The sequence below is a fragment of the Leifsonia sp. fls2-241-R2A-40a genome (assembly GCF_030209575.1).
Lineage (GTDB): Bacteria > Actinomycetota > Actinomycetes > Actinomycetales > Microbacteriaceae > Leifsonia.
In genome coordinates this window covers 658,311-676,956 of the sequence record NZ_JARVRS010000001.1, presented here as the reverse complement: position 1 = coordinate 676,956, position 18,646 = coordinate 658,311, and the positions used below count along the sequence as shown (strand labels likewise).

Below are 18,646 nucleotides of genomic sequence, written 5' to 3'. Positions count from 1 at the left end.
GACACGACAATGACACACGGTTTCGCCACGCGCGCCATCCACGAGGGTCAGGAGTTCGACCCCACCACCGGCGCCATCATCCCGCCGATCTACCAGACCTCGACCTTCGTGCAGGACGGCATCGGGGGCCTGCGCAACGGCTACGAGTACGGCCGCGCCGGCAACCCCACGCGGACCTCGCTCGAGACGCTGCTCGCCTCGCTCGAGGGCGGGGTGCGCGCGCTGTCGTTCGCCTCTGGGCTCGCCGCTGAGGATGCGCTCCTGCGGGCCGCCCTGCGCCCGGGCGACCACATCGTGCTCGGCAACGACGCCTACGGCGGCACGCACCGGCTGATCGACCGCATCCACTCCGAGTGGGGCATCCGCAACACCACCGTCGACCTCGCCGACCTGGACGCCGTCCGCACGGCGCTCGGCGCCGACGGCACGCGGATGCTGTGGATCGAGACGCCCAGCAACCCGCTGATGAAGATCAGCGACATCGCCGCCCTGGTGGAGCTCGGGCACGCGGTCGGAGCGGTCGTGGTGGTGGACAACACCTTCGCCTCGCCTGCGCTGCAGCAGCCGCTGTCGTTCGGCGCGGACGTCGTCGTCCACTCGACCACCAAGTACCTCGGCGGTCACTCCGACGTCATCGGCGGAGCGCTGATCTTCGCCGACGAGGAGCTCGCGCAGAAGGCGCAGTTCATCCAGTTCGCGGCCGGCGCGGTGTCGTCGCCGATGGATGCCTGGCTGACGGTGCGCGGCATCAAGACCCTGCAGGTGCGCGTCCGGCAGCACAGCGCGAACGCCCAGGCGATCGCGGAGGCGCTCGTCGGCCACGACGGCGTGGAGACCGTCTACTACCCGGGTCTTCCCGACCACCCCGGCCACGAGCTGGCCGCGCGCCAGATGAGCGGCTTCGGCGGGATGCTGTCGGTGGCGCTCGCGGGCGGAGCCGCTGCCGCCCGTCGCTTCGCCGAGTCCACCCGGGTGTTCCAGCTCGCGGAGTCGCTCGGCGGCGTCGAGTCGCTCATTGGCTACCCGTCGGAGATGACGCACGCGTCCGTCCGGGGCACAGCGCTCGAGGTGCCCGACAACATCGTGCGCCTGTCGGTCGGCATCGAAGACGTCGACGACCTGCTCGCGGATGTGGAGCAGGCGCTCGGCCGGTAGTCGGCGCTAGCCTCGGGCGCATGGATCAACGCATCAGTCTCGTGACGCTCGGGGTCGCCGACCTGGGGCGCTCGCGCGCCTTCTACGAGGAAGGGCTCGGCTGGCGCCCCGCCGACGCCCCGGAGGGCGTCGTCTTCTATCAGCTGCCCGGGATGGCGTTCGCGCTGTTCAGCCGGGATGACCTGGCCGAGGATGCGCGGCATCCGGTCGACGGCACGTTCAGCGGGATCACGCTCGCGTGCAACCAGCGCTCCGAGGCCGAGGTCGACCGCGTGCTCGCGGAGGCCGAAGCGGCCGGTGCGCGCATCCTGAAGCCGGCCGAGCGCGTGTTCTGGGGCGGTTACTCGGGGTACTTCGCGGACCCCGACGGTCACGTCTGGGAGGTCGCGTTCAATCCCGGGTGGGCGCTCGCGGAGGACGGGACGCTCACAGTGGCGTGAGCGTCGGCGCCTGCTACTCGCCGAACGGGAAGACGCGCGTGGTGCGTTCGAAGAACCGCGGCGGCGTCGTGCTCGCGTGGATGACGCCCGCGCGGTGGAGCGACCGCAGGTCGGCGAACAGCCCCGGGAGGCGCAGGTCGTTCAGCTCGTCGACCGTGATCCCCGGATGAGCGGCGATGGTCCGCAGCAGGGAGGCCCGGCCCTTGATGTCGCTGCGCTCGCTCAGCAGGGATGCCTCGAAGGGGATCCGCGTCGTGGTGTCCCACATGGTCAGTCGACTCCTCGTGCGCCGGACAGGAGCGCAATGATGATTGCTTGCGCTCCAGAACAGTTATAGGACACCGATTGTCGCTTTCCAAATGAAATACGACGTTTCACGCCGGTGATGCGGATCGCTGCAGCACCCGATCCGCATGGCATCGATGTCACACCACGCACGGCAGATTCACGGCCGTTCGGGTATTGTCCGCCCGTCGCCCCTCACCGATAGTTGAGGGGTGAGGACTTTCGGGGTGGAGGAGGAGCTCCTCCTGGTCGACGCGCGCGGGGTGGCGTCGCCGGTGGCTCCGCTCGTGCTGGCGGATGCGCCGCCCGTCGTGGACGGGCCGTCGGTCAGCGCCGAGATCCAGCAGGAGATGATCGAGACGCAGACGCGTCCGCAGACCGAGACGAGCGAGCTGCTTCTCGACATCATCGCCGGCCGCGAGCTCGCCGACGGTCTGGCCCAGCTGCACGGTGCACGCGCCATCGCGGTCGCCATGTCGCCGATGCGCCTGCGGCCGCACGTCACCGACGACCCGCGCTACGCGAAGATGATCGAACGCTACGGTCTGACCGCGCGGGGCACCCTGGTGTGCGGCTACCACGTGCATGTCGGCATTCACTCGCGCGAGGAAGGCGTCGCGGTTCTCGACCGCATCCGCACCTGGCTGCCGACGCTGCTCGCGCTGAGCGCTAACTCGCCGTTCTTCGGAGGGGCCGACACCGGACACGCGAGCTACCGCTTCGTCGCCTGGCACCAGTGGCAGAGCGCCGGCCCGACGGATGTGTTCGGATCGGTCGAGGCGTACGACCGGTTCGAGCGCTTCCTGGTCGACACCGGCGTGATCCTCGACACGGGGATGCTGTATCTCGACGCCCGGGTCTCCCACAAGCAGCCGACCGTGGAGATCCGCGTCGCCGACGTCTGCCTCGACGCGCGCGACGCCGCGGTGATCGCGGCCCTGGTGCGCGCGCTCGTCGACACCGCCGTGGAGGAGTGGCAGACCGGCGTCGCCCCCGCGGCCGTCCCGTCCGCCGCGCTCCGGCTGGCGGAGTGGCAGGCCGCGCTGACGGGTGTCACGGGGTCGCTGCCGCATCCGGTCACCTGGCGCGAGGTCTCGGCGGTCGAAGCGGTCGATGCGCTGCTCGCGCACACGTCCGACGCCCTCGAGGCGAACGGCGACCTGACGCTGGTCCGGAGGGGCATCGCGCGCATCCACGCGACCGGGGGAGGGGCGGGCCGTCAGCGTGCGGCCTTCCTGCGCCGCGGACGCATGCGCGACGTGGTGGCCCTCGCCGTCGCGTCCACGCACGAGCAGTCGGAGGACGACGACCAGGTCGTCGCGTGACCCGTCGCTCGGGGCGGCGCTCAGGTCACCGCCGGGCCCTCGTCACGGAGGGTCGCACGCCCTTCCGTGCGCGAACGATCGCGCCTATTCTGCGGTCATGACGGAGAAGGCGCTCGCCCACCAGCACGCCGTCTACACGTACGGCTCGCTGCCGTTGACCCTCATGTACAGCCCCACCGCGACGGCCGCCTGGGAGGTCTACTACGGGGGCGAGTACCTGGGGCTCATCGAAGAGGTGCACAGCACCGGTGAGCTGTGGCCGGCGTTCGTCGCCCGTCTACCCGGGGAGGAGGAGGCCGGCGACGGCATCCCGGCGCGGGACTGGCGGGTCGCCGTCGAGATGCTCGCGGGGCAGGCCGGGCTCTAGCGCGTCGCGGGCTCAGCCCTCGCGGCTGAGAGTCCGGTGCGGCGGCTGGCCGAAGCGCTCGAGGTACAGCCGCGTGAACGTCCGCTCGTCGGCGAAGCCCCACCGGGAGGCGACGTCGGTGACGGTCACGGCGCGGGTGGGGTCCGCCTCCATGAGGTCGCGATGCGCCGCGCTCAGCCGGACGCTCCGCAGGTACTGCTGGGGCGAGAAGGGCAGGTGCATGTCGAAGGCGCGGACGAGCTCCGGCACGGACGTCCCGGCGGCGAGAGCGATGTCGTCCGCCGTGATCGGGAGCGAGGCGTGCTCGTCGATGTACTGCACCGCCCGCTTGAAGGCGACGGCGCGCGAGGCGACCGTCGTCCGCCGGGCGTCGTGGTCGCCCGCGAGCGGGAACGTCTCCAGCATCCCGACCGCGAGCTGCCGGTAGAGGGAGGCGCGCAGCAGCGGACTCTCGAAGGCTCCGTCGCGGAGTTGCCGCCAGGCCAGATCGTGGACTGCCCGCCACTGGCGCGCCAGCTGCGGGGACACCGGCGAGGCGGCGACGAATCGCGGCACGAGGTCGTCCTCGCCGAAAAGGGCCCGTGCGGTCCGCCGCACGGATCGCACCTCCAGCGCGACCACCGTCACGTCGGCCACGGCGATGTCGCCGCGCGCCCCGATCTCCGGCTGGAACAGTGCCGGCGCGGCCGTCAGATCGCCGTCCTGGTCACCCGCCTGCCAGCGGTAGCTTCCCCGCGCCGACCCGACAGCGATGAACGGCAGCCCGAACGAGAGCGACAGCTCGCCGCCGAAGCGGTGGCGGCCGAGCAGCATCCGCTCGTCTCCCCAGAGCTCCTCCGCGTAACTCAGGCCGTTCTCGCGCGTACGGGCCGCGAGCGACACCTCGCCGTAGCTGCGCCGCAGGATCTGCTCCGCCTCCCCGGTGTCGGCTGCGACATCGCGGGTGTGGAACGTTCCGGGCACGGGACTCCTCCTGGAGCGCGGGGATCGGGACCGGGCACTCGCTCCACCCAGTTTAGGCCCGCGTCGCAGATCAGAAGGCGAACTGCGACCACTCGTCCCGGGCGAGCGAGACCTGCTCGCCGCGCGAATCCACGATCCAGTGATCCGGAGTGCAGCGCAGGTAGGTGCACAGCAATGTCTCGCTGGTCCAGCCGTCCGCTGAGCGGATCCAGCGGACCAGGTGCACGTCCTGACCCGGTTTCGGAACGTTCCCGATCGGTGCTTCGAATGTCGTCACGCTGCACTTCCTCCCCTGGTGCGGCCTGTCTACGCATGACCCTACGGGGTACAGGAGCGGGGGACAAGAGGTGCGATCGGGTTCAGTTGCCGCTGTCGTCCTCCAGCGGGTCGAACTCGTCGTGCTCCGGCTCGAACACGCCGTCCGCGTCGTACGGTCCGACGTCGTCGCCGCCCTCCGCGATGGCGTCCACGTCGATCGGCTCGCCCGATGCGGTCTCCGGCCAGTTCTCCTTGGCGTCGCTCATGCGTGCTCCCTCCTCGGATGCTCTGAGCGCGATGGTAGACGGCCGCGCGGAGACCGGATAGGGCCGGCGGTCATTCGCCCGGCTCGCGGCCCGTGAGGCGGACCTCCTCCACATCCAGCCGGCGCTGCACATCCCGCAGCACGATGTCGTCGATCTCGCCCTCGTCGCGGAGGCGGACCACCTCTTCCCGCTTGCAGTGCAGCAGGGCGAGGCGCAGCTCGGTGTCCTGTCGGCTGCGCTCGACGGCGTCGTCGCCCTCCTCGTCCTCGTCCTCGACTTCGAGCAGTTGCAGGTGCTCCTCGAACTCGCCCTGGATGCGTTCGCTGATCTCCGGGTCGACCCCGATCTGCCGGGCGAGCTGAGGCAACTCGTCAAGTGCCGCGCGGGTCGCACTGGTCTCGGCGAGTCGGAGCTCGTGCCCGACCGACTCGTCGGAGGGGAGACGGGCCCAGCGGACGACCCCGGGGAGCACCAGCCCCTGGAGGACGAGGGTCACGATGATGACCCCGGTGGTGACGAACACGATGAAATCGCGGTGGGGGAAGGGCTGCCCGGAGCCGACGGCGGCGGGGATGGCGAGGGCGGCCGCCAGGGACACGGCGCCCCGGAACCCCGAGAGGCTGCTGACGACGCGCCAGCGGTTGCTCATCCGTCGCGCCTTCTGCTGCGGGCGCCGGTCGAGCAGCCGGATCAGCCACACGGACGTGAACTGGAACACGAAGCGCACCGCCACGATGGCGAGGGTCACGGCGACGATCGCGGCCAGGCCCATCCCCAGGTCGCGCGTTGCGAGCTCGGCGGTCGAGCGGGGGAGCTCGATCCCCACCAGGACGAACAGGCTGGCGTTGAGCAGGAACGTCGAGAAGGACCAGAAGGCGTCCGACTGCCGCCGCCCTTCCGCGATGCCGATCCGGGGGCCGGCCTGGCTGATGATCAGCCCCGCTACGACGACCGCCAGCACACCGGACGCGTGGATGAGCTCGGCCAGCAGGTAGGCGACGAACGGCGTCAGCAGCATCGCGATGTTCTGCGTGATCGCGTCGCGCATCCGCTTCCGCGCCTGGATCGCCAGCCAGGCGACCGCCGCGCCGACGGCCGCGGCGCCGACGTACGCGACCAGGAGCGTGAGGGTCACCGCGCCGAAGCTGACGTCGGCGTCGCCGACGGTGAATCCGACCGCGAGCGACCAGAGGACGAGCGCCGTCCCGTCGTTCACCAGGCTCTCGGCGCGCAGGATCGTCACGTTGCGCCGCGGGAGGTCGCGGGTGAACGACGTCATCGCGGTGGCGTCCGTCGGCGCGATGGCGGCGCCCAGCACCCAGGCCGGGCCCCAGGGCAGCCCCATGGCGTGCCCGATGACGGCGACGACGGCGGCTGTGAGGACCACGAGCGCGGTGCTCATCAGCACGATGCCGCGCAGGTTCGACTTGATCTCGCGCAGCGAGGTGGTGAGACTCTCCCAGTACAGGATCGCCGGGAGGAAGAGGAACAGCACCACCTCCGGCGCCAGCTCGACCGCGCCGAAGAGCGGGATCAGCCCGATCAGGATGCCGATCCCGACGAGGAGCAGTGGCTGGGCGATCCCGGTCTTCCGGGCGATGACCTTCGTCAACAGGGTGGTGACGCCGATCACGACCACGAGTTCGAGTCCGAGCACGGGACCTCCTTCCTCCACATCCTCCCGCGGTCGCGGACGCCCCGGAACCCTCGCGGGAGGATGTGCGGGTGCGCGATGTCGGGGGCTCACGCCAAGATGGGAGCATGACGGAACGCGGGCGCTCGACCATGCGCGCCCGCGATCCGGAGCCCGAGCGTCCCGACCCCCGGGTGCCGGCCGCAACGCACGGCCGGCTCGGGGTGGCGGGCGGAACGGCGCTGTACATCGCGGCGGTCCTGGGCACCGGCATCCTGGTGCTCCCGGCGCTCGCCGCGGCGGCCGCCGGGCCCGGGGCCATCATCGCGGTCGGGGCCCTCGCCCTGATCTCGATCCCGCTCGCCGCCACCTTCGCGGCCCTCGCCCGGCGTCATCCCGACGCCGGTGGCGTGGCCACCTTCGCGCGCCGCGCGTTCGGGCCGGATGCGGCGCGCGTCATCAGCTACTGGTTCTTTTTCGGCACGCCTATCGGGGCTCCGATCGCAGCACTCATGACCGCTCGCTACGTCGTCGCCGTCATCGGTGGCGACACCGTGAGCACCACGCTGATCGCGGTCGGCCTCATGGTGATCCCGATCATCGTCACGGCCTTCGGTGTTCGCTTCGCGGCGTCGGTCCAGCTGGTGCTCTCGGGCGCGCTGATCGCCGTGCTCGTCTTCGTCCTGGCCGCGGCGGCGCCGCATGCGAACCCCGCGAACCTGCAGCCGGTGCTCCCGCACGGCTGGGGCGGGGTCGGGCTGGCGATGAGCCTGTACATCTGGGCCTTCGCCGGATGGGAGGCCGTGGCCGGCATCGGCGGGGAGTTCCGCAATCCGCGGCGCGACATCCCGCGGGCGACCGCCCTGGCGCTCGTCATCGTCTCGGTGGCGTACCTCGCCATCCAGACGGTCACCGTCGTCGTGCTGGGCGACCGCGCGGCGACCAGCGCGGTGCCGCTGCTCGACCTGGTCGAGGTCGCCACAGGGTCCGGCGGCGGGGTGGTGGTCGCGGTCATCGCGGCGATCGTCGTCACCGGCGTGTTCAACGCCTACCTCGCGGCGTTCAGCAAGCTCGGTGCGGCGATGGGACGCGACGGAGACCTGCCCGCCTGGTTCGGCCGCGGCGTCGAGAACGGCGCCGTCGCCCGGCGCGGGCTGCTGCTGTCGGCGGTGGTGATGGCGCTGTACTCCGTGGTCGTGCTCGCGAGCGGCGACCTCCAGCCGTTCATCCTCGTCCACACCAGCATCGCGGCGGCCGTCTACGGGCTCGGCGTCGCGTCGGCCCTGCGGTTGCTGCCCGCCCGGTCCGCCGGCTGGTGGATGGCGCTGATCTCCTGCGTGCTGGCGGCCGGGCTCCTGGTGCTGGCGGCCTGGCACCTCGTCTTTCCGGCCGGCGTCGCGGTGATCGCGCTCGTCGTGGGAGTGATCGCCCGCCGAACGCGGCGGACGGCGACCACCGATCACGCATAATGGGGGCAGCCGCCGCGGCGATGCCGGGGCGCCGCTCGCGGGAGGGGAACCGCGACGCAGAGAGGGGGACGCCGTGACAGAGCATCCGCGTGCGGCCAGCATGCGCGACGTCGCCGCCCTCGCCGGTGTCTCGCACCAGACCGTCTCCCGGGTTATCAACGGGCACCCCAGCATCCGCGACTCCACCCGGCAGCGGGTGCGGGATGCGATGGTCCAGCTGCACTACCGCCCCAATCGCGCGGCCCGTGCCCTGGTCACGGCCCGCTCGCGCACGATCGGCGTGCTGTCGACCTCGGCCGCCGCCCTCTACGGCCCGGTGTCCAGCATCAATGCGATCCAGGACGCCGGACGTGCAGCGGGCTACTACGTCGCGGTCTCGCAGCTCGCCGACCTGACTGGCGAGTCGATCGCGGCAGGCCTCGACCACCTGCTGGCGCAATCGGTCGAGGGCATCGTCGTCATCGCGCCGCAGGAGGTGGTCATCGACCAGCTCGAGACCGCCGGACTCGACGTGCCGTACGTCACGCTGCAGGGCGGCCCGTCGGTGGTGCAGCGCGAGCTGACGGTCGACCAGGTCGCCGGCGCCCGGGTCGCCACCCGACACCTGATCGAACTCGGTCACCGCCGGATCGCGCACATCTCCGGACCCCTGGAGTGGTTCGAAGCACAGGCGCGCGTGCACGGCTACCGCACCGAACTGGCCGACGCCGGTCTGGAGCTGGAGTCGGTCGCCGAGGGGGACTGGACGGCGGAGTCCGGCTACCGGCAGGGAGTGCAGCTTCTGGCCGACAGTGACGTGACGGCCGTCTTCACGTCGAACGACCAGATGGCGCTGGGGCTCTACCACGCGGCCCGCGAGCTCGGCCGCCGCCTCCCGGACGACCTCAGCGTCGTCGGCTTCGACGACATCCCCGAAGCGGCGCACTTCTGGCCTCCGCTGACGACGGTGCTGCAAGACTTCACCGACCTCGGGCGGCGCAGCGTCGAAAGCCTCGTCTCCGAGATCGAGGGCGGCCTCGAGCCCACTGCGGTCAGCCTGCTGCCCGATCTCGTCGTGCGCGCATCCACCGCTCCTCCGGCGTGAGGGCCGCCCGCTGCTCGGGCGGCGGGGGCGGGTGCGGCCTAGGCTGGTCCCCATGAGCTCGCGCGACCTGGATTCGGTGTCCGCGGCCTCCGCATCGCCCGACGCCGCGCCGCCGGGCGGCGTGCTGAGCCCGCGCTACCGCTGGACGAGCATCGGGATGTGCCTGCTGATCACGCTCGCCGCCTTCGAAGCGCTCGCGGTCACGACGATCATGCCGACCGTCAGCCGCGAACTCGACGGCGCCGCGCTCTACGCCTTCGCGTTCGCCGGCCCGCTGGCCGTCAGTGTCGTGGGAATGGTCGCCGCCGGCGCCTGGTCCGACCGCGGGAGCCCGCGCGGCGCCCTCATCGCTTCCGTCGTGCTGTTCGCGGCCGGCCTCCTCATCGCCGGCACCGCGCCGACGATGGGCGTCTTCGTCGCCGGGCGGCTGGTCCACGGCTTGGGCGGCGGGGCGCTGACCGTCGTGCTCTACGTGATCGTCGCGCGCGTCTACCCGCCGGTGCTGCACGGCCGGATCTTCGCCGGCTTCGCCGCCGCCTGGGTCATCCCCTCGCTGATCGGCCCGTTCATTGCAGGCCTCCTCAGCGAGACGGTGGGCTGGCGCTGGGTCTTCCTCGGGGTCGTGGCGCTGGTCGCCCTCGCGATGCTCATGGTGGTCCCGGTCATGCGCGGGGTCCTCCCGGCGGGTGAGGGCGGACCGTTCCGAGTGGGACGCCTGCTGTGGGCGCTCCTGCTCGCCGCGTCGGTGCTGGCGCTCACGCTGGCCGCAGAAACGAGCGGCCCGGTGCAGTGGATCGTGCCGGTCGCCGCCGCTGTGGTCGCCGCGCTGGCCATCAGGCCGCTGATCCCGACGGGGACGCTGCTGGCGCGTCGGGGACTCCCCAGCGTGATCCTCATGCGCGCGGTCATCGCGGGGACCTTCTTCGCCTCCGAGGTCTATGTACCCCTGATCATGGTGACGCAGTACGGGCTCTCAGCGGCGATCGCCGGGCTCGCCCTCACCGCCGCGGGGCTCACCTGGTCCGCGGGGTCCTGGGTGCAGGGCCGGTTCCCCGGGATCGGCAACCGCACGGCCGCCCGCCTCGGTACCCTCGGGCTGTCGATCGCGCTGGCGTCGCTCATCGCGACCGCGGTCTGGCACCTCAACCCTGTCCTCGTCGTGGTCGGCTGGGCGTTCGCCGGAGCCGGGATGGGCATCCTCTACCCGCGCCTCGGCGTGCTCACCCTGGAGTACTCGACTCCGGAGGACCAGGGTTTCAACAGCTCGGCGCTGTCCATCGCCGACGCGACGGGATCGGCCGTGGCGCTCGCGACGACCGCCGTCGTCTTCGCCGCGCTCCGCGGACTCGCGGGTGGCTGGCCGTTCGCCGGCGCTTTCGCCGTCGCCGCGGTGCTGTGCGTGGTGGCCTGGCTCCTCGGACCGCGCCTGCGCGCTCGCGGCTGATCCCTCCCGGGCTCGCCGGGTCAGCGTGCCGGGCGCTGGACGGCGGTGTCCGCCTCCTCGACGATGGCGCGCATCGCGTTCTCGGCCGACGCCCCATCCCCACGTCGGACCGCTGCGGCGACCTCCTCGTGCAGCCGGATCGCCTCCGGATTCGCCGTGTCGGGCATGAGCGCGTGGACGGTCCGACCGTTGAGGGCCTCGGCCACGGCGCTACTGAGCGCCGCGAACACGGGGTTGCCCGACGCCTCCAGCAGGATGCTGTGGAAGTCCCGGTCGTGGGCCAGGTACTCCTCGTGGTCTGCCGACCGCTGGGTGGCGGACATCCCGACGATCGCGGCGGTGAGGGCGCCGCACTGCTCGGGCGTCGCCCGGGCGCTCGCCAGACGCGCGGCGACCGGCTCGACGGCCAGCCGCAGTTCGCTGAGATCGCCGAGCGCCGTCAGGCGGTCGGGCCCGGCCAGGCGCCAACTCAGGATGCGCGGGTCCAGGGCCTGCCACTCCGACGCGGGCATCACTACGGTGCCGCGGCGGCGGCGTGCGTGGACCAGCCCGAGCGATTCGAGCACGCGGATGCATTCGCGCAGGACCGTCCGCGAGATCCCGAGGCCCTCCGGGGTGAGGACGCTGCCCACCGGGATGTCGCCCGACACGATGCGCGCGCCCAGGGATGCGATCGCCTGCTCGTGCAGGGAGCCGGGCGCTGGCTGGGTCACATCCCTCATTATCCGGGGTGGGTCTGATCGGGTCAAAACAATGCCGATTCGCTATACGTCAGCTATTACGTTCACAGATTAGACACAAATCAGATTTATTCCTAGAGTGTTCGTGCCCCATCCCCTTCACGACCGAGGACGTTCATGACCACAGCGACGCTTGCGCGCATCGTAGCCGCAGCAGCCCCCGCACCCACCCCAGAGCCGACAGCGCCGGAAGGCCAGCTGATCATCGCAGCCATCGCCGGAATCGCGGTGATCGTGGTGCTCATCACGTGGCTCAAGCTCCACCCCTTCCTCTCGCTCCTCCTGGGGTCGCTCGTCGCCGGCCTCGTCGGCGGCATGGCGGCCGACGTCGCGATCGGCAGCTTCATCACCGGCTTCGGCAACACCATGGGCAGCGTCGGAGTGCTCATCGGCCTCGGCGCGATGTACGGCAAGCTGCTCGCCGACTCGGGCGGGGCCGACAGGATCGTCGACACCCTCGTCTCGCGGACCAGCACCCGGCTGCTGCCGTGGACGATGGGCGCCGTCGGCGCGATCATCGGGCTCCCGATGTTCTTCGAGGTCGGCCTCGTGCTCCTCATGCCGGTGATCATCCTGGTCACCCGCCGTTCGGGCCTTCCGCTCATGCGCATCGCGCTTCCGACCATCGCCGGCCTCTCGGCGATGCACGGTCTGGTCCCGCCGCACCCGGGACCGCTGGTCGCGATCGGCGCGCTCGGAGCCAACCTGGGACTGACCCTGGCCTTCGGCGTGCTCGTCGCCATCCCGACCATCGCCATCGCGGGACCGGTGTTCAGCCGCTTCGCCGCGAAGTGGGTCCCGGTCGGTGTGCCCGACCTGTTCGTGCCGGACGAGAGTCAGGGCGACGCGCGGCGTCGTCCGTCGTTCGCCGCCGCTCTGGTCAGCATCCTTCTCCCCGTGGTGCTGATGCTCGGCAAGGCGGTCGCCGACATCGCGTCCCCCACCGCGTCGCCGGTGTGGAAGGTCGTGCTCGACTTCCTCGGAACCCCGGTGATCGCCCTGACCGTCGCCGTGCTCGCCGGACTGCTCCTGCTCGGAGTCGGCGGCGGGATGAACCGCAAGGCGATCCAGACGAGCCTGGGCTCGTCGCTGCCGCCCATCGCGGGCATCATCTTCATCGTCGGCGCGGGCGGCGGTTTCAAGCAGGTCCTCGTCGACACCGGCATCGGTCAGGTCATCGCGGGCTGGGCGACCGGGGCCAGCGGCATCGTGGTGCTCCTCCTGGCCTGGACGGTCGCGGCGCTCATCCGCGTCGCCACCGGATCCGCGACGGTCGCCACGGTCACCGCTGCGGGCATCCTCCTGCCGCTGACCGCGCACCTGTCCACGCCGATGATCTCGCTCATGGTCCTCGCGATCGGCGCCGGCTCGGTGTTCTTCTCGCACGTGAACGACGCCGGGTTCTGGCTGGTGAAGGAGTACCTGGGGCTGAGCATCCCGCAGACCCTGAAGAGCTGGACGGTGCTGGAGTGCCTGGTCTCGCTCGTCGGCCTGGCCGGCGTGCTCATCCTCAGCCTCTTCGTCGGCGGCCTCGGGTGAGCGCCCGCGCGGTCGTCGTGATGGGCGTGGCGGGCTGCGGCAAATCGACCGTCGCCGCCCTGCTCGCCGACCGACTCGGCTGGGAGCTGCTCGAGGGCGACGCCCTCCACCCCGCAGCCAATGTCGAGCGGATGGGAGCGGGCATCCCGCTCACCGACGACGACCGCGCGCCCTGGCTCGCCGCCATCGCCGCGTGGATGGACGAACGTCTCGACGCCGGCCGCTCGGTCGTCGTCGCGTGCTCGGCGCTGGCGAAGCGCTACCGCGACGTCCTGCGGCGAGACGAGGTCGTCTTCCTCCACCTGACGGGGACGCCCGAGCTGCTGGCCGAGCGCCTCGCGTCGCGCGAGCACCACTTCATGAAAGCCGGGATGCTGCTCTCGCAGCTCGAGACCCTCGAGCCGCCCGCCGACGACGAGCGCCACCTCACGCTCGACATCGCCGCACCACCTGCGACCCTCGTGGCGTCCGCGGCCTCCGCCCTCGCCGCCTGACCGGCTGGGCCGGCTTCGGGGCTCGAGAGCGGGAGGCTATGCGCGGGCGGCGGCGTACTGGGTGCGGATGACCGGGCGCGTGTCCGTGGGGAGGGCGGCGGAGGTCTCGACGGTCCACGCCGGGCGGGTTCCGGTGAGCGCCCAGGCGGCTTGGACGGCGCCGCCGTCGGCGACGTACTCGCCGGGGGCGGGCACCTCGACGGGTGCGTCGAACACCTGCGCCGCGACCTGCGCGACGGCCGGGTTCTGCGCGGCGCCGCCGATCAGCAGGATGCGCCGCTCGCGCACGCCCGCGGAGCGCACGGCGTCGAGTCCGTCGGCGAGCCCGCACAGCATCCCCTCGATCGCCGCGCGCGCCAGGTTGGCGGGCGTCGTCGACGCGAGGGTCAGGCCGTGGATGCTGGCCTTGGCATCCGGGAGGTTCGGCGTCCGCTCGCCCTCGAAGTAGGGGACGAGCACCACGCCGCCCGACCCCGGCTCGGCCGAGAGGGCGAGCTCGGCGAGGCCGTCGTGGTCGACCGAGAGCAGGCTCGCGACGGACCCCAGCACGCGCGCGGCGTTGAGGGTCGCGATCAGCGGCAGCGACACCCCGGAGGCGTCGGCGAAGCCGGCGACCGTCCCGGTGGCGTCCGCGATGGGCGCATCCGTCACCGCGAAGACCGTGCCGGAGGTGCCGATCGACACCACGACGTCGCCTTCCGCGGCGCCGAGGCCGAGGGCCGCGCCCGCATTGTCACCGGCGCCCGGTCCGACCAGCACGCCGGACGGGGTGCGTCCGGCGGCTTCGGCGGGCCCGAGCACACGGGGGAGGATCACCGAGCCGGCTGAGGTTTCGGTTCCCGCCTCACGCCCCGGCCGCCCCAGCGCCCGCTCGAACAGGTCGAAGTCGTAGGCCCCGGTCGCGGCACCCCAGTACGCCGTCCCGCTCGCGTCGGAGCGGTCGGTGGTCAGCGCCTCCAGGTCCGGTCCGAGCTCGCTCTCGCCGGCAGGGCCGTAGCCGAGGAGGCGCCAGGTCAGCCAGTCGTGGGGGAGGGCGACGGCGGACACGCGGGCCGCGTCCTCCGGTTCGGTGTCGCGCAGCCAACGCAGCTTGGTCGCCGTGAACGACGCGACCGGCACCACGCCGACGCGTGAGGCATACGCCTCCGCGCCGACTTCGTCGATCAGGTCGCGGGCGGCCTGCGCGGAGCGGGTGTCGTTCCAGAGCAGGGCGTCGCGGATGACGCGACCCTCCGCATCCAGCACCACCATTCCGTGCTGCTGCCCGGCGATCGAGATGGCCTCGACGTCGTCGAGCCCTCCCGCCGCTTCGAGGGCTTCCTGCAGTGCCGCCCACCAGGCGGCCGGGTCGACCTCGGTGCCGTCGGGATGCGCGGCGCGCCCCGAGCGCACCAGTGCGCCCGTCTCGAGGTCGCGGACGACCACCTTGCAGCTCTGGGTCGAGGAGTCGACGCCGGCGACGAGTGTCACGCGGAGGTCCTTTCAGACGATCGAGGTGCTCGCAGTCGCTGCCGACACGCCGGTCGGGGGAGCAACTGCGAGCACCTCGCGGAAATGGGGGAGGGGGACGGGTCAGCGGGCTCCGAGCAGGTGCTCGAGCGCGAGCTGCTGCAGCCGGACGAAGCCGAAGCCCTTGCCGCCGAAGTAGGCGCTCGGGTCGAAGTCCTCGAAGGCGCTGCGGTCGGCGAGCAGGTCGTCGTACGACTCGCCCTCACCCAGGGTGGGGTGGGTCAGCTCGATGACGCGGGACGCCTCCAGCTGCTCCTGCACCTCGGGGTCGGCGCGGAACGCCTGCGCGCGCTCCTTGAGCAGCAGGTACGTGCGCATGTTCGCCGCGGCCGACTCCCACACGCCCGTGATGTCCTCGGTGCGCGACGGCTTGTAGTCGAAGTGGCGGGGTCCTTCGTACGCCGGGCCGCCGTTAGGGCCGCCGTTCTCGAGCAGGTCGACGAGCGCGAACGCGTTCTGCAGGTCGCCGTGACCGAAGACGAGGTCCTGGTCGTACTTGATGCCACGCTGGCCGTTGAGGTCGATGTGGTAGAGCTTGCCGTGGTACAGCGCCTGCGCGATGCCCGCCGCGAAGTTCAGACCGGCCATCTGCTCGTGGCCGACCTCGGGGTTGAGGCCGACGAGCTCCGGGCGCTCCAGCGACTCGATGAACGCGAGCGCGTGGCCGAGGGTCGGGAGCAGGATGTCGCCGCGCGGCTCGTTCGGCTTCGGCTCGATGGCGAAGCGGATGTCGTAGCCCTTGTCGGTGACGTAGTCGCCGAGGAGGTTGACGGCCTCGCGGTAGCGCTCGAGGGCGGCGCGGATGTCCTTCGCCGCGTCGTACTCTGCGCCCTCGCGGCCGCCCCACATCACGAACGTCTTCGCGCCCAGCTCGGCGGCGAGGTCGATGTTGCGCAGCACCTTGCGCAGGGCGAAGCGGCGCACGGCGCGGTCGTTGGAGGTGAAGCCGCCGTCCTTGAAGACGGGCGCGCTGAAGAGGTTGGTGGTCACCATCGGGACGATGATGCCGGTGTCGGAGAGCGCCTGCTTGAGGCGGTCGATCTGCTTCTGGCGCTCGGCGTCGGTGGAGCCGAAGGCGAACAGGTCGTCGTCGTGGAAGGTGAGGCCGTAGGCGCCGAGCTCGTCGAGCTTGTGCACCGCCTCGACCACGTCGAGCTGGGGGCGGGTCGGGCCGCCGAACGGGTCGGTGCCGTTGTAGCCGATGGTCCACAATCCGAACGAGAACTTGTCGGCGCGGGTGGGGGTGAGGCTCATGGATGTTTCCTTCAGCGTCGTCGGTGATTTGTTGTTTCAATAAACTTATACAGCACTCGCGCGTGCGGCGCGAGCCCCTGGCGCAGTTCTCAGCGGGCGTCCTGGAACACGGCACCCACCGTAGACGCCTCGACCTCGGACGTCACCAGGCGCGCGTCCGCGGCGGTCACCGCGTGCACCGGGCCGGCGATGGTCAGGTCCGCCGAGGTCTCGCGGTAGTCGCACGACGGTCCGACCCACAACTCCACCGCGCCGGGCTCGACGATGCGGCGCAGCGTGCGGTCCGAGAAGGCGAGACGGGTGGTCGGCACCGCGAAGCGCACGACGACCTCCTCGCCCTGCCGCAGCTCCACCCGGCGGTAGCCGAGCAGCTGTGCGACCGGCCGGGTCACGCTCGCGTGCACATCCCGCGCGTACAGCTGGACCAGGTCGGTGCCCGCGCGCTCGCCGGTGTTCCGGACGCGCACGGTCGCGTTGAACGTCCCGCCGGCGGCGACCTCACCGTCTGCGGTGAGCTCGGAGTGCTCGAACGTCGTGTACGAGAGTCCGTGGCCGAAGGGCAGCACGGGCGTGCTGTCGGCGCTGGTGATCTCGTTCGGTCCGCCGAGCAGCGGGTGCAGGTACGAGTACGGCTGCGCGCCCGCGGAGCGGGGGAGCGACACCGGAAGGTGCCCGGACGGCGCGACCCGGCCGGAGAGCACGGCCGCCAGCGCGCGCCCGCCCTCCTCGCCGGGGAAGAACGCCTGCAGCACCGCCGCGGGCGCGGTGACGCCCTCGACCGCCCAGGAGATCGCGTACGGGCGACCCGAGAGCACGACGAGGACCACAGGGGTCCCGCTCGCCACGACGCGCTCGACCAGTTCGCGCTGGATGCCCGGAAGCTCCAGGCTCTCGACGTCGTTGCCCTCGCCCACCGTCCCGCGGCCGAACAGCCCGGCACGGTCGCCGACGACCACCACGGCCACGTCCGCCGCGCCCGCCGCGGCGACAGCGGCGGGGATGCCCGAACGGTCGTCCCCTTCCACGTCGCAGCCGCGCTCGTGCACGACGGACGACGACCCGAACTCGGCGCGCACCGCGTCCAGCACCGACGGCAGCTCGAAGCCGAGCGGCACTTCCGGGTGGTGCGCGAGCACGTGGTTCGCGAACGAGTAGCAGCCCATCAGCGCTTCGGGAGCGTCGGAGTTGGGACCCAGCACGGCGATCCTCGACGGCGCGGACGCGAGCGGCAGGGTGCCGTCGTTGGTCAGCAGCACGAGCGACTCCTCGGCCAGTCGCAGCGCGACATCCCGGTGAGCCGGCGTGTCGAGGTCGATCGAGGTCGGCGGCTCGTCGAAGGTCTCGTCGAGCAGCCCGAGCTCCTCCTTCTGCGCGAGAACACGCAGCACCGCCGGGTCGATTAGGGCCTCGTCCACCTCACCCGAGCGGATGAGCGCGGCGAGCGGCTCGAGGAAGGCGTCTCCCGTCGGGAGTTCCACATCGATCCCCGCGGCCAGTGCCAGCGCCGCCGCCTCGCCGAGGTCGGCCGCCACGCCGTGCATGGTGTGCAGGAAGGCGACCGAGAAGTAGTCGGAGACCACCGTGCCCTCGAAGCCCCACTCGTCCCGAAGGATCCCGGTGAGGTACTCGGGCGTCGCGGCGACGGGCACGCCGTCGATCTCCGCGTACGAGTTCATGACCGACCGCACCCCGCCATCCCGGACCGCCATCTCGAACGGCGGGAGGAGAGTGTCGCGCACCTCGCGGGGTCCGGCGTGCACCGGCGCATGGTTGCGCCCCGCCTGCGAGGCGGAGTAGCCGACGAAGTGCTTCAACGTCGCGTGGACGCCGGCACCCTGCAGGCCGCGGACGTAGGCGGTGCCGAGTGTGCCGACGACGTACGGGTCCTCGGCGATGCACTCATCCACCCGGCCCCAGCGCGGGTCGCGGATGACATCGAGCACGGGGGCGAGGCCCTGGTGGATGCCGAGCTCGCGCATCGACAGCCCGATCAGGCCGGCCATCTCCTCCACCAGCTCCGGGTCGAAGGACGCGCCCCAGGCGAGCGGAGTGGGGAAGGTGGCCGCCTTCCACGCCGCCAGCCCGGTCAGGCATTCCTCGTGCACGAGGGCAGGGATGCCGAGCCGCGTCTCCTCCTTGAGCCGGCGCTGCTCCGCCCACAGCCAGGCGGCGCGCTCGTCCGGGTCGACCGGCCGGGTGCCGTAGACGCGGGTGAGCTGGCCCAGACCGTGCGCGGTGACATCCGCGTACGCTCCCGGGTTGCCCATCTCGCCGGCCATCGGCGCCACGAGCTCGTCGCCCTTGTCGACCCAGAAGCCGACCAGCTGGGCGAGCTTCTCATCCAGGGTCATCTGGGCGAGCAGCCCGCGGACCCGCTCGGAGGGCGCGGAAGGGCGCGGAAGGGATTCGGTCATGTCGATC

The 18,646-nt window shown here is 71.7% G+C and carries 18 protein-coding genes; 9 read left to right on the top strand and 9 right to left on the bottom strand.

The annotated features are described in order from the left end of the window. Positions 1-9: 9 nt before the first annotated feature. Together QRN40_RS03270 and QRN40_RS03265 are read left to right on the top strand one after the other, a co-directional pair. The gene (locus tag QRN40_RS03270; protein ID WP_285114049.1) at positions 10-1,155 is read left to right on the top strand and encodes a cystathionine gamma-synthase; all 1,146 of its coding nucleotides are present in this window, start codon (positions 10-12) and stop codon (positions 1,153-1,155) included. A gap of 20 nt (positions 1,156-1,175) precedes the next feature. Then, positions 1,176-1,595: a VOC family protein gene (locus tag QRN40_RS03265; RefSeq protein WP_285114048.1), complete on the top strand. Its 420-nt coding sequence runs from the start codon at positions 1,176-1,178 to the stop codon at positions 1,593-1,595. A 13-nt stretch (positions 1,596-1,608) separates the two neighbouring features. Here the strand turns inward: QRN40_RS03265 and QRN40_RS03260 are convergent, their stop codons facing one another. Continuing rightward, positions 1,609-1,863: a hypothetical protein gene (locus tag QRN40_RS03260; protein WP_285114047.1), complete on the bottom strand. Its 255-nt coding sequence runs from the start codon at positions 1,861-1,863 to the stop codon at positions 1,609-1,611. A 229-nt stretch (positions 1,864-2,092) separates the two neighbouring features. Here QRN40_RS03260 and QRN40_RS03255 point away from each other — a divergent pair, with 229 nt between their 5' ends. Beyond that, the gene (locus tag QRN40_RS03255; RefSeq protein WP_285114046.1) at positions 2,093-3,205 is read left to right on the top strand and encodes a carboxylate-amine ligase; all 1,113 of its coding nucleotides are present in this window, start codon (positions 2,093-2,095) and stop codon (positions 3,203-3,205) included. Between the two features lie 97 nt (positions 3,206-3,302). After that, positions 3,303-3,572: a hypothetical protein gene (locus tag QRN40_RS03250; protein ID WP_285114045.1), complete on the top strand. Its 270-nt coding sequence runs from the start codon at positions 3,303-3,305 to the stop codon at positions 3,570-3,572. A gap of 12 nt (positions 3,573-3,584) precedes the next feature. Here QRN40_RS03250 and QRN40_RS03245 read toward each other — a convergent pair whose 3' ends face one another. The 4 genes from QRN40_RS03245 to QRN40_RS03230 form a co-directional block, all read right to left on the bottom strand. Next, complete coding sequence (locus QRN40_RS03245; RefSeq protein WP_285114044.1) at positions 3,585-4,535, bottom strand: helix-turn-helix transcriptional regulator; 951 nt, start codon at positions 4,533-4,535, stop codon at positions 3,585-3,587. 70 nt (positions 4,536-4,605) lie between these two features. Continuing rightward, complete coding sequence (locus tag QRN40_RS03240; protein ID WP_285114043.1) at positions 4,606-4,812, bottom strand: hypothetical protein; 207 nt, start codon at positions 4,810-4,812, stop codon at positions 4,606-4,608. Positions 4,813-4,894: 82 nt separating this feature from the next. Continuing rightward, positions 4,895-5,059 (bottom strand): hypothetical protein, encoded by a 165-nt coding sequence (locus QRN40_RS03235; protein WP_285114042.1) that lies wholly within the window; start codon positions 5,057-5,059, stop codon positions 4,895-4,897. Between the two features lie 70 nt (positions 5,060-5,129). Further along, entirely contained in the window at positions 5,130-6,716 is a 1,587-nt protein-coding gene (locus QRN40_RS03230) for a Na+/H+ antiporter (RefSeq protein WP_285114041.1), read from the bottom strand. Positions 6,717-6,820: 104 nt separating this feature from the next. Here QRN40_RS03230 and QRN40_RS03225 point away from each other — a divergent pair, with 104 nt between their 5' ends. The 3 genes from QRN40_RS03225 to QRN40_RS03215 all read left to right on the top strand — a co-directional run bounded on the left by QRN40_RS03225 (position 6,821) and on the right by QRN40_RS03215 (position 10,689). Then, complete coding sequence (locus QRN40_RS03225) at positions 6,821-8,161, top strand: APC family permease (RefSeq protein WP_285114040.1); 1,341 nt, start codon at positions 6,821-6,823, stop codon at positions 8,159-8,161. A 73-nt stretch (positions 8,162-8,234) separates the two neighbouring features. Beyond that, entirely contained in the window at positions 8,235-9,245 is a 1,011-nt protein-coding gene (locus QRN40_RS03220; RefSeq protein ID WP_285114039.1) for a LacI family DNA-binding transcriptional regulator, read from the top strand. 52 nt (positions 9,246-9,297) lie between these two features. Beyond that, positions 9,298-10,689: an MFS transporter gene (locus tag QRN40_RS03215; RefSeq protein ID WP_285114038.1), complete on the top strand. Its 1,392-nt coding sequence runs from the start codon at positions 9,298-9,300 to the stop codon at positions 10,687-10,689. Between the two features lie 20 nt (positions 10,690-10,709). Here the strand turns inward: QRN40_RS03215 and QRN40_RS03210 are convergent, their stop codons facing one another. After that, a complete protein-coding gene (locus tag QRN40_RS03210; RefSeq protein WP_285114037.1) occupies positions 10,710-11,402 on the bottom strand; it encodes a FadR/GntR family transcriptional regulator in 693 nt (230 codons plus the stop codon). Between the two features lie 144 nt (positions 11,403-11,546). Between QRN40_RS03210 and QRN40_RS03205 the strand changes: the two genes are divergently transcribed. Both QRN40_RS03205 and QRN40_RS03200 read left to right on the top strand, forming a co-directional pair. Further along, positions 11,547-12,968: a GntP family permease gene (locus QRN40_RS03205; RefSeq protein WP_285114036.1), complete on the top strand. Its 1,422-nt coding sequence runs from the start codon at positions 11,547-11,549 to the stop codon at positions 12,966-12,968. Continuing rightward, positions 12,965-13,462: a gluconokinase gene (locus tag QRN40_RS03200; protein ID WP_350224750.1), complete on the top strand. Its 498-nt coding sequence runs from the start codon at positions 12,965-12,967 to the stop codon at positions 13,460-13,462. Before QRN40_RS03205 ends, QRN40_RS03200 begins: the two co-directional genes overlap by 4 nt. 36 nt (positions 13,463-13,498) lie before the next feature. Here QRN40_RS03200 and xylB read toward each other — a convergent pair whose 3' ends face one another. The 3 genes from xylB to QRN40_RS03185 form a co-directional block, all read right to left on the bottom strand. After that, complete coding sequence (gene xylB, locus QRN40_RS03195; protein WP_285114035.1) at positions 13,499-14,932, bottom strand: xylulokinase; 1,434 nt, start codon at positions 14,930-14,932, stop codon at positions 13,499-13,501. 102 nt (positions 14,933-15,034) lie between these two features. Beyond that, entirely contained in the window at positions 15,035-16,225 is a 1,191-nt protein-coding gene (gene xylA / locus QRN40_RS03190; protein WP_285114034.1) for a xylose isomerase, read from the bottom strand. Positions 16,226-16,314: 89 nt separating this feature from the next. Next, complete coding sequence (locus QRN40_RS03185; RefSeq protein ID WP_285114033.1) at positions 16,315-18,639, bottom strand: beta-xylosidase/alpha-l-arabinosidase; 2,325 nt, start codon at positions 18,637-18,639, stop codon at positions 16,315-16,317. Between the last annotated feature and the right edge of the window lie 7 nt (positions 18,640-18,646).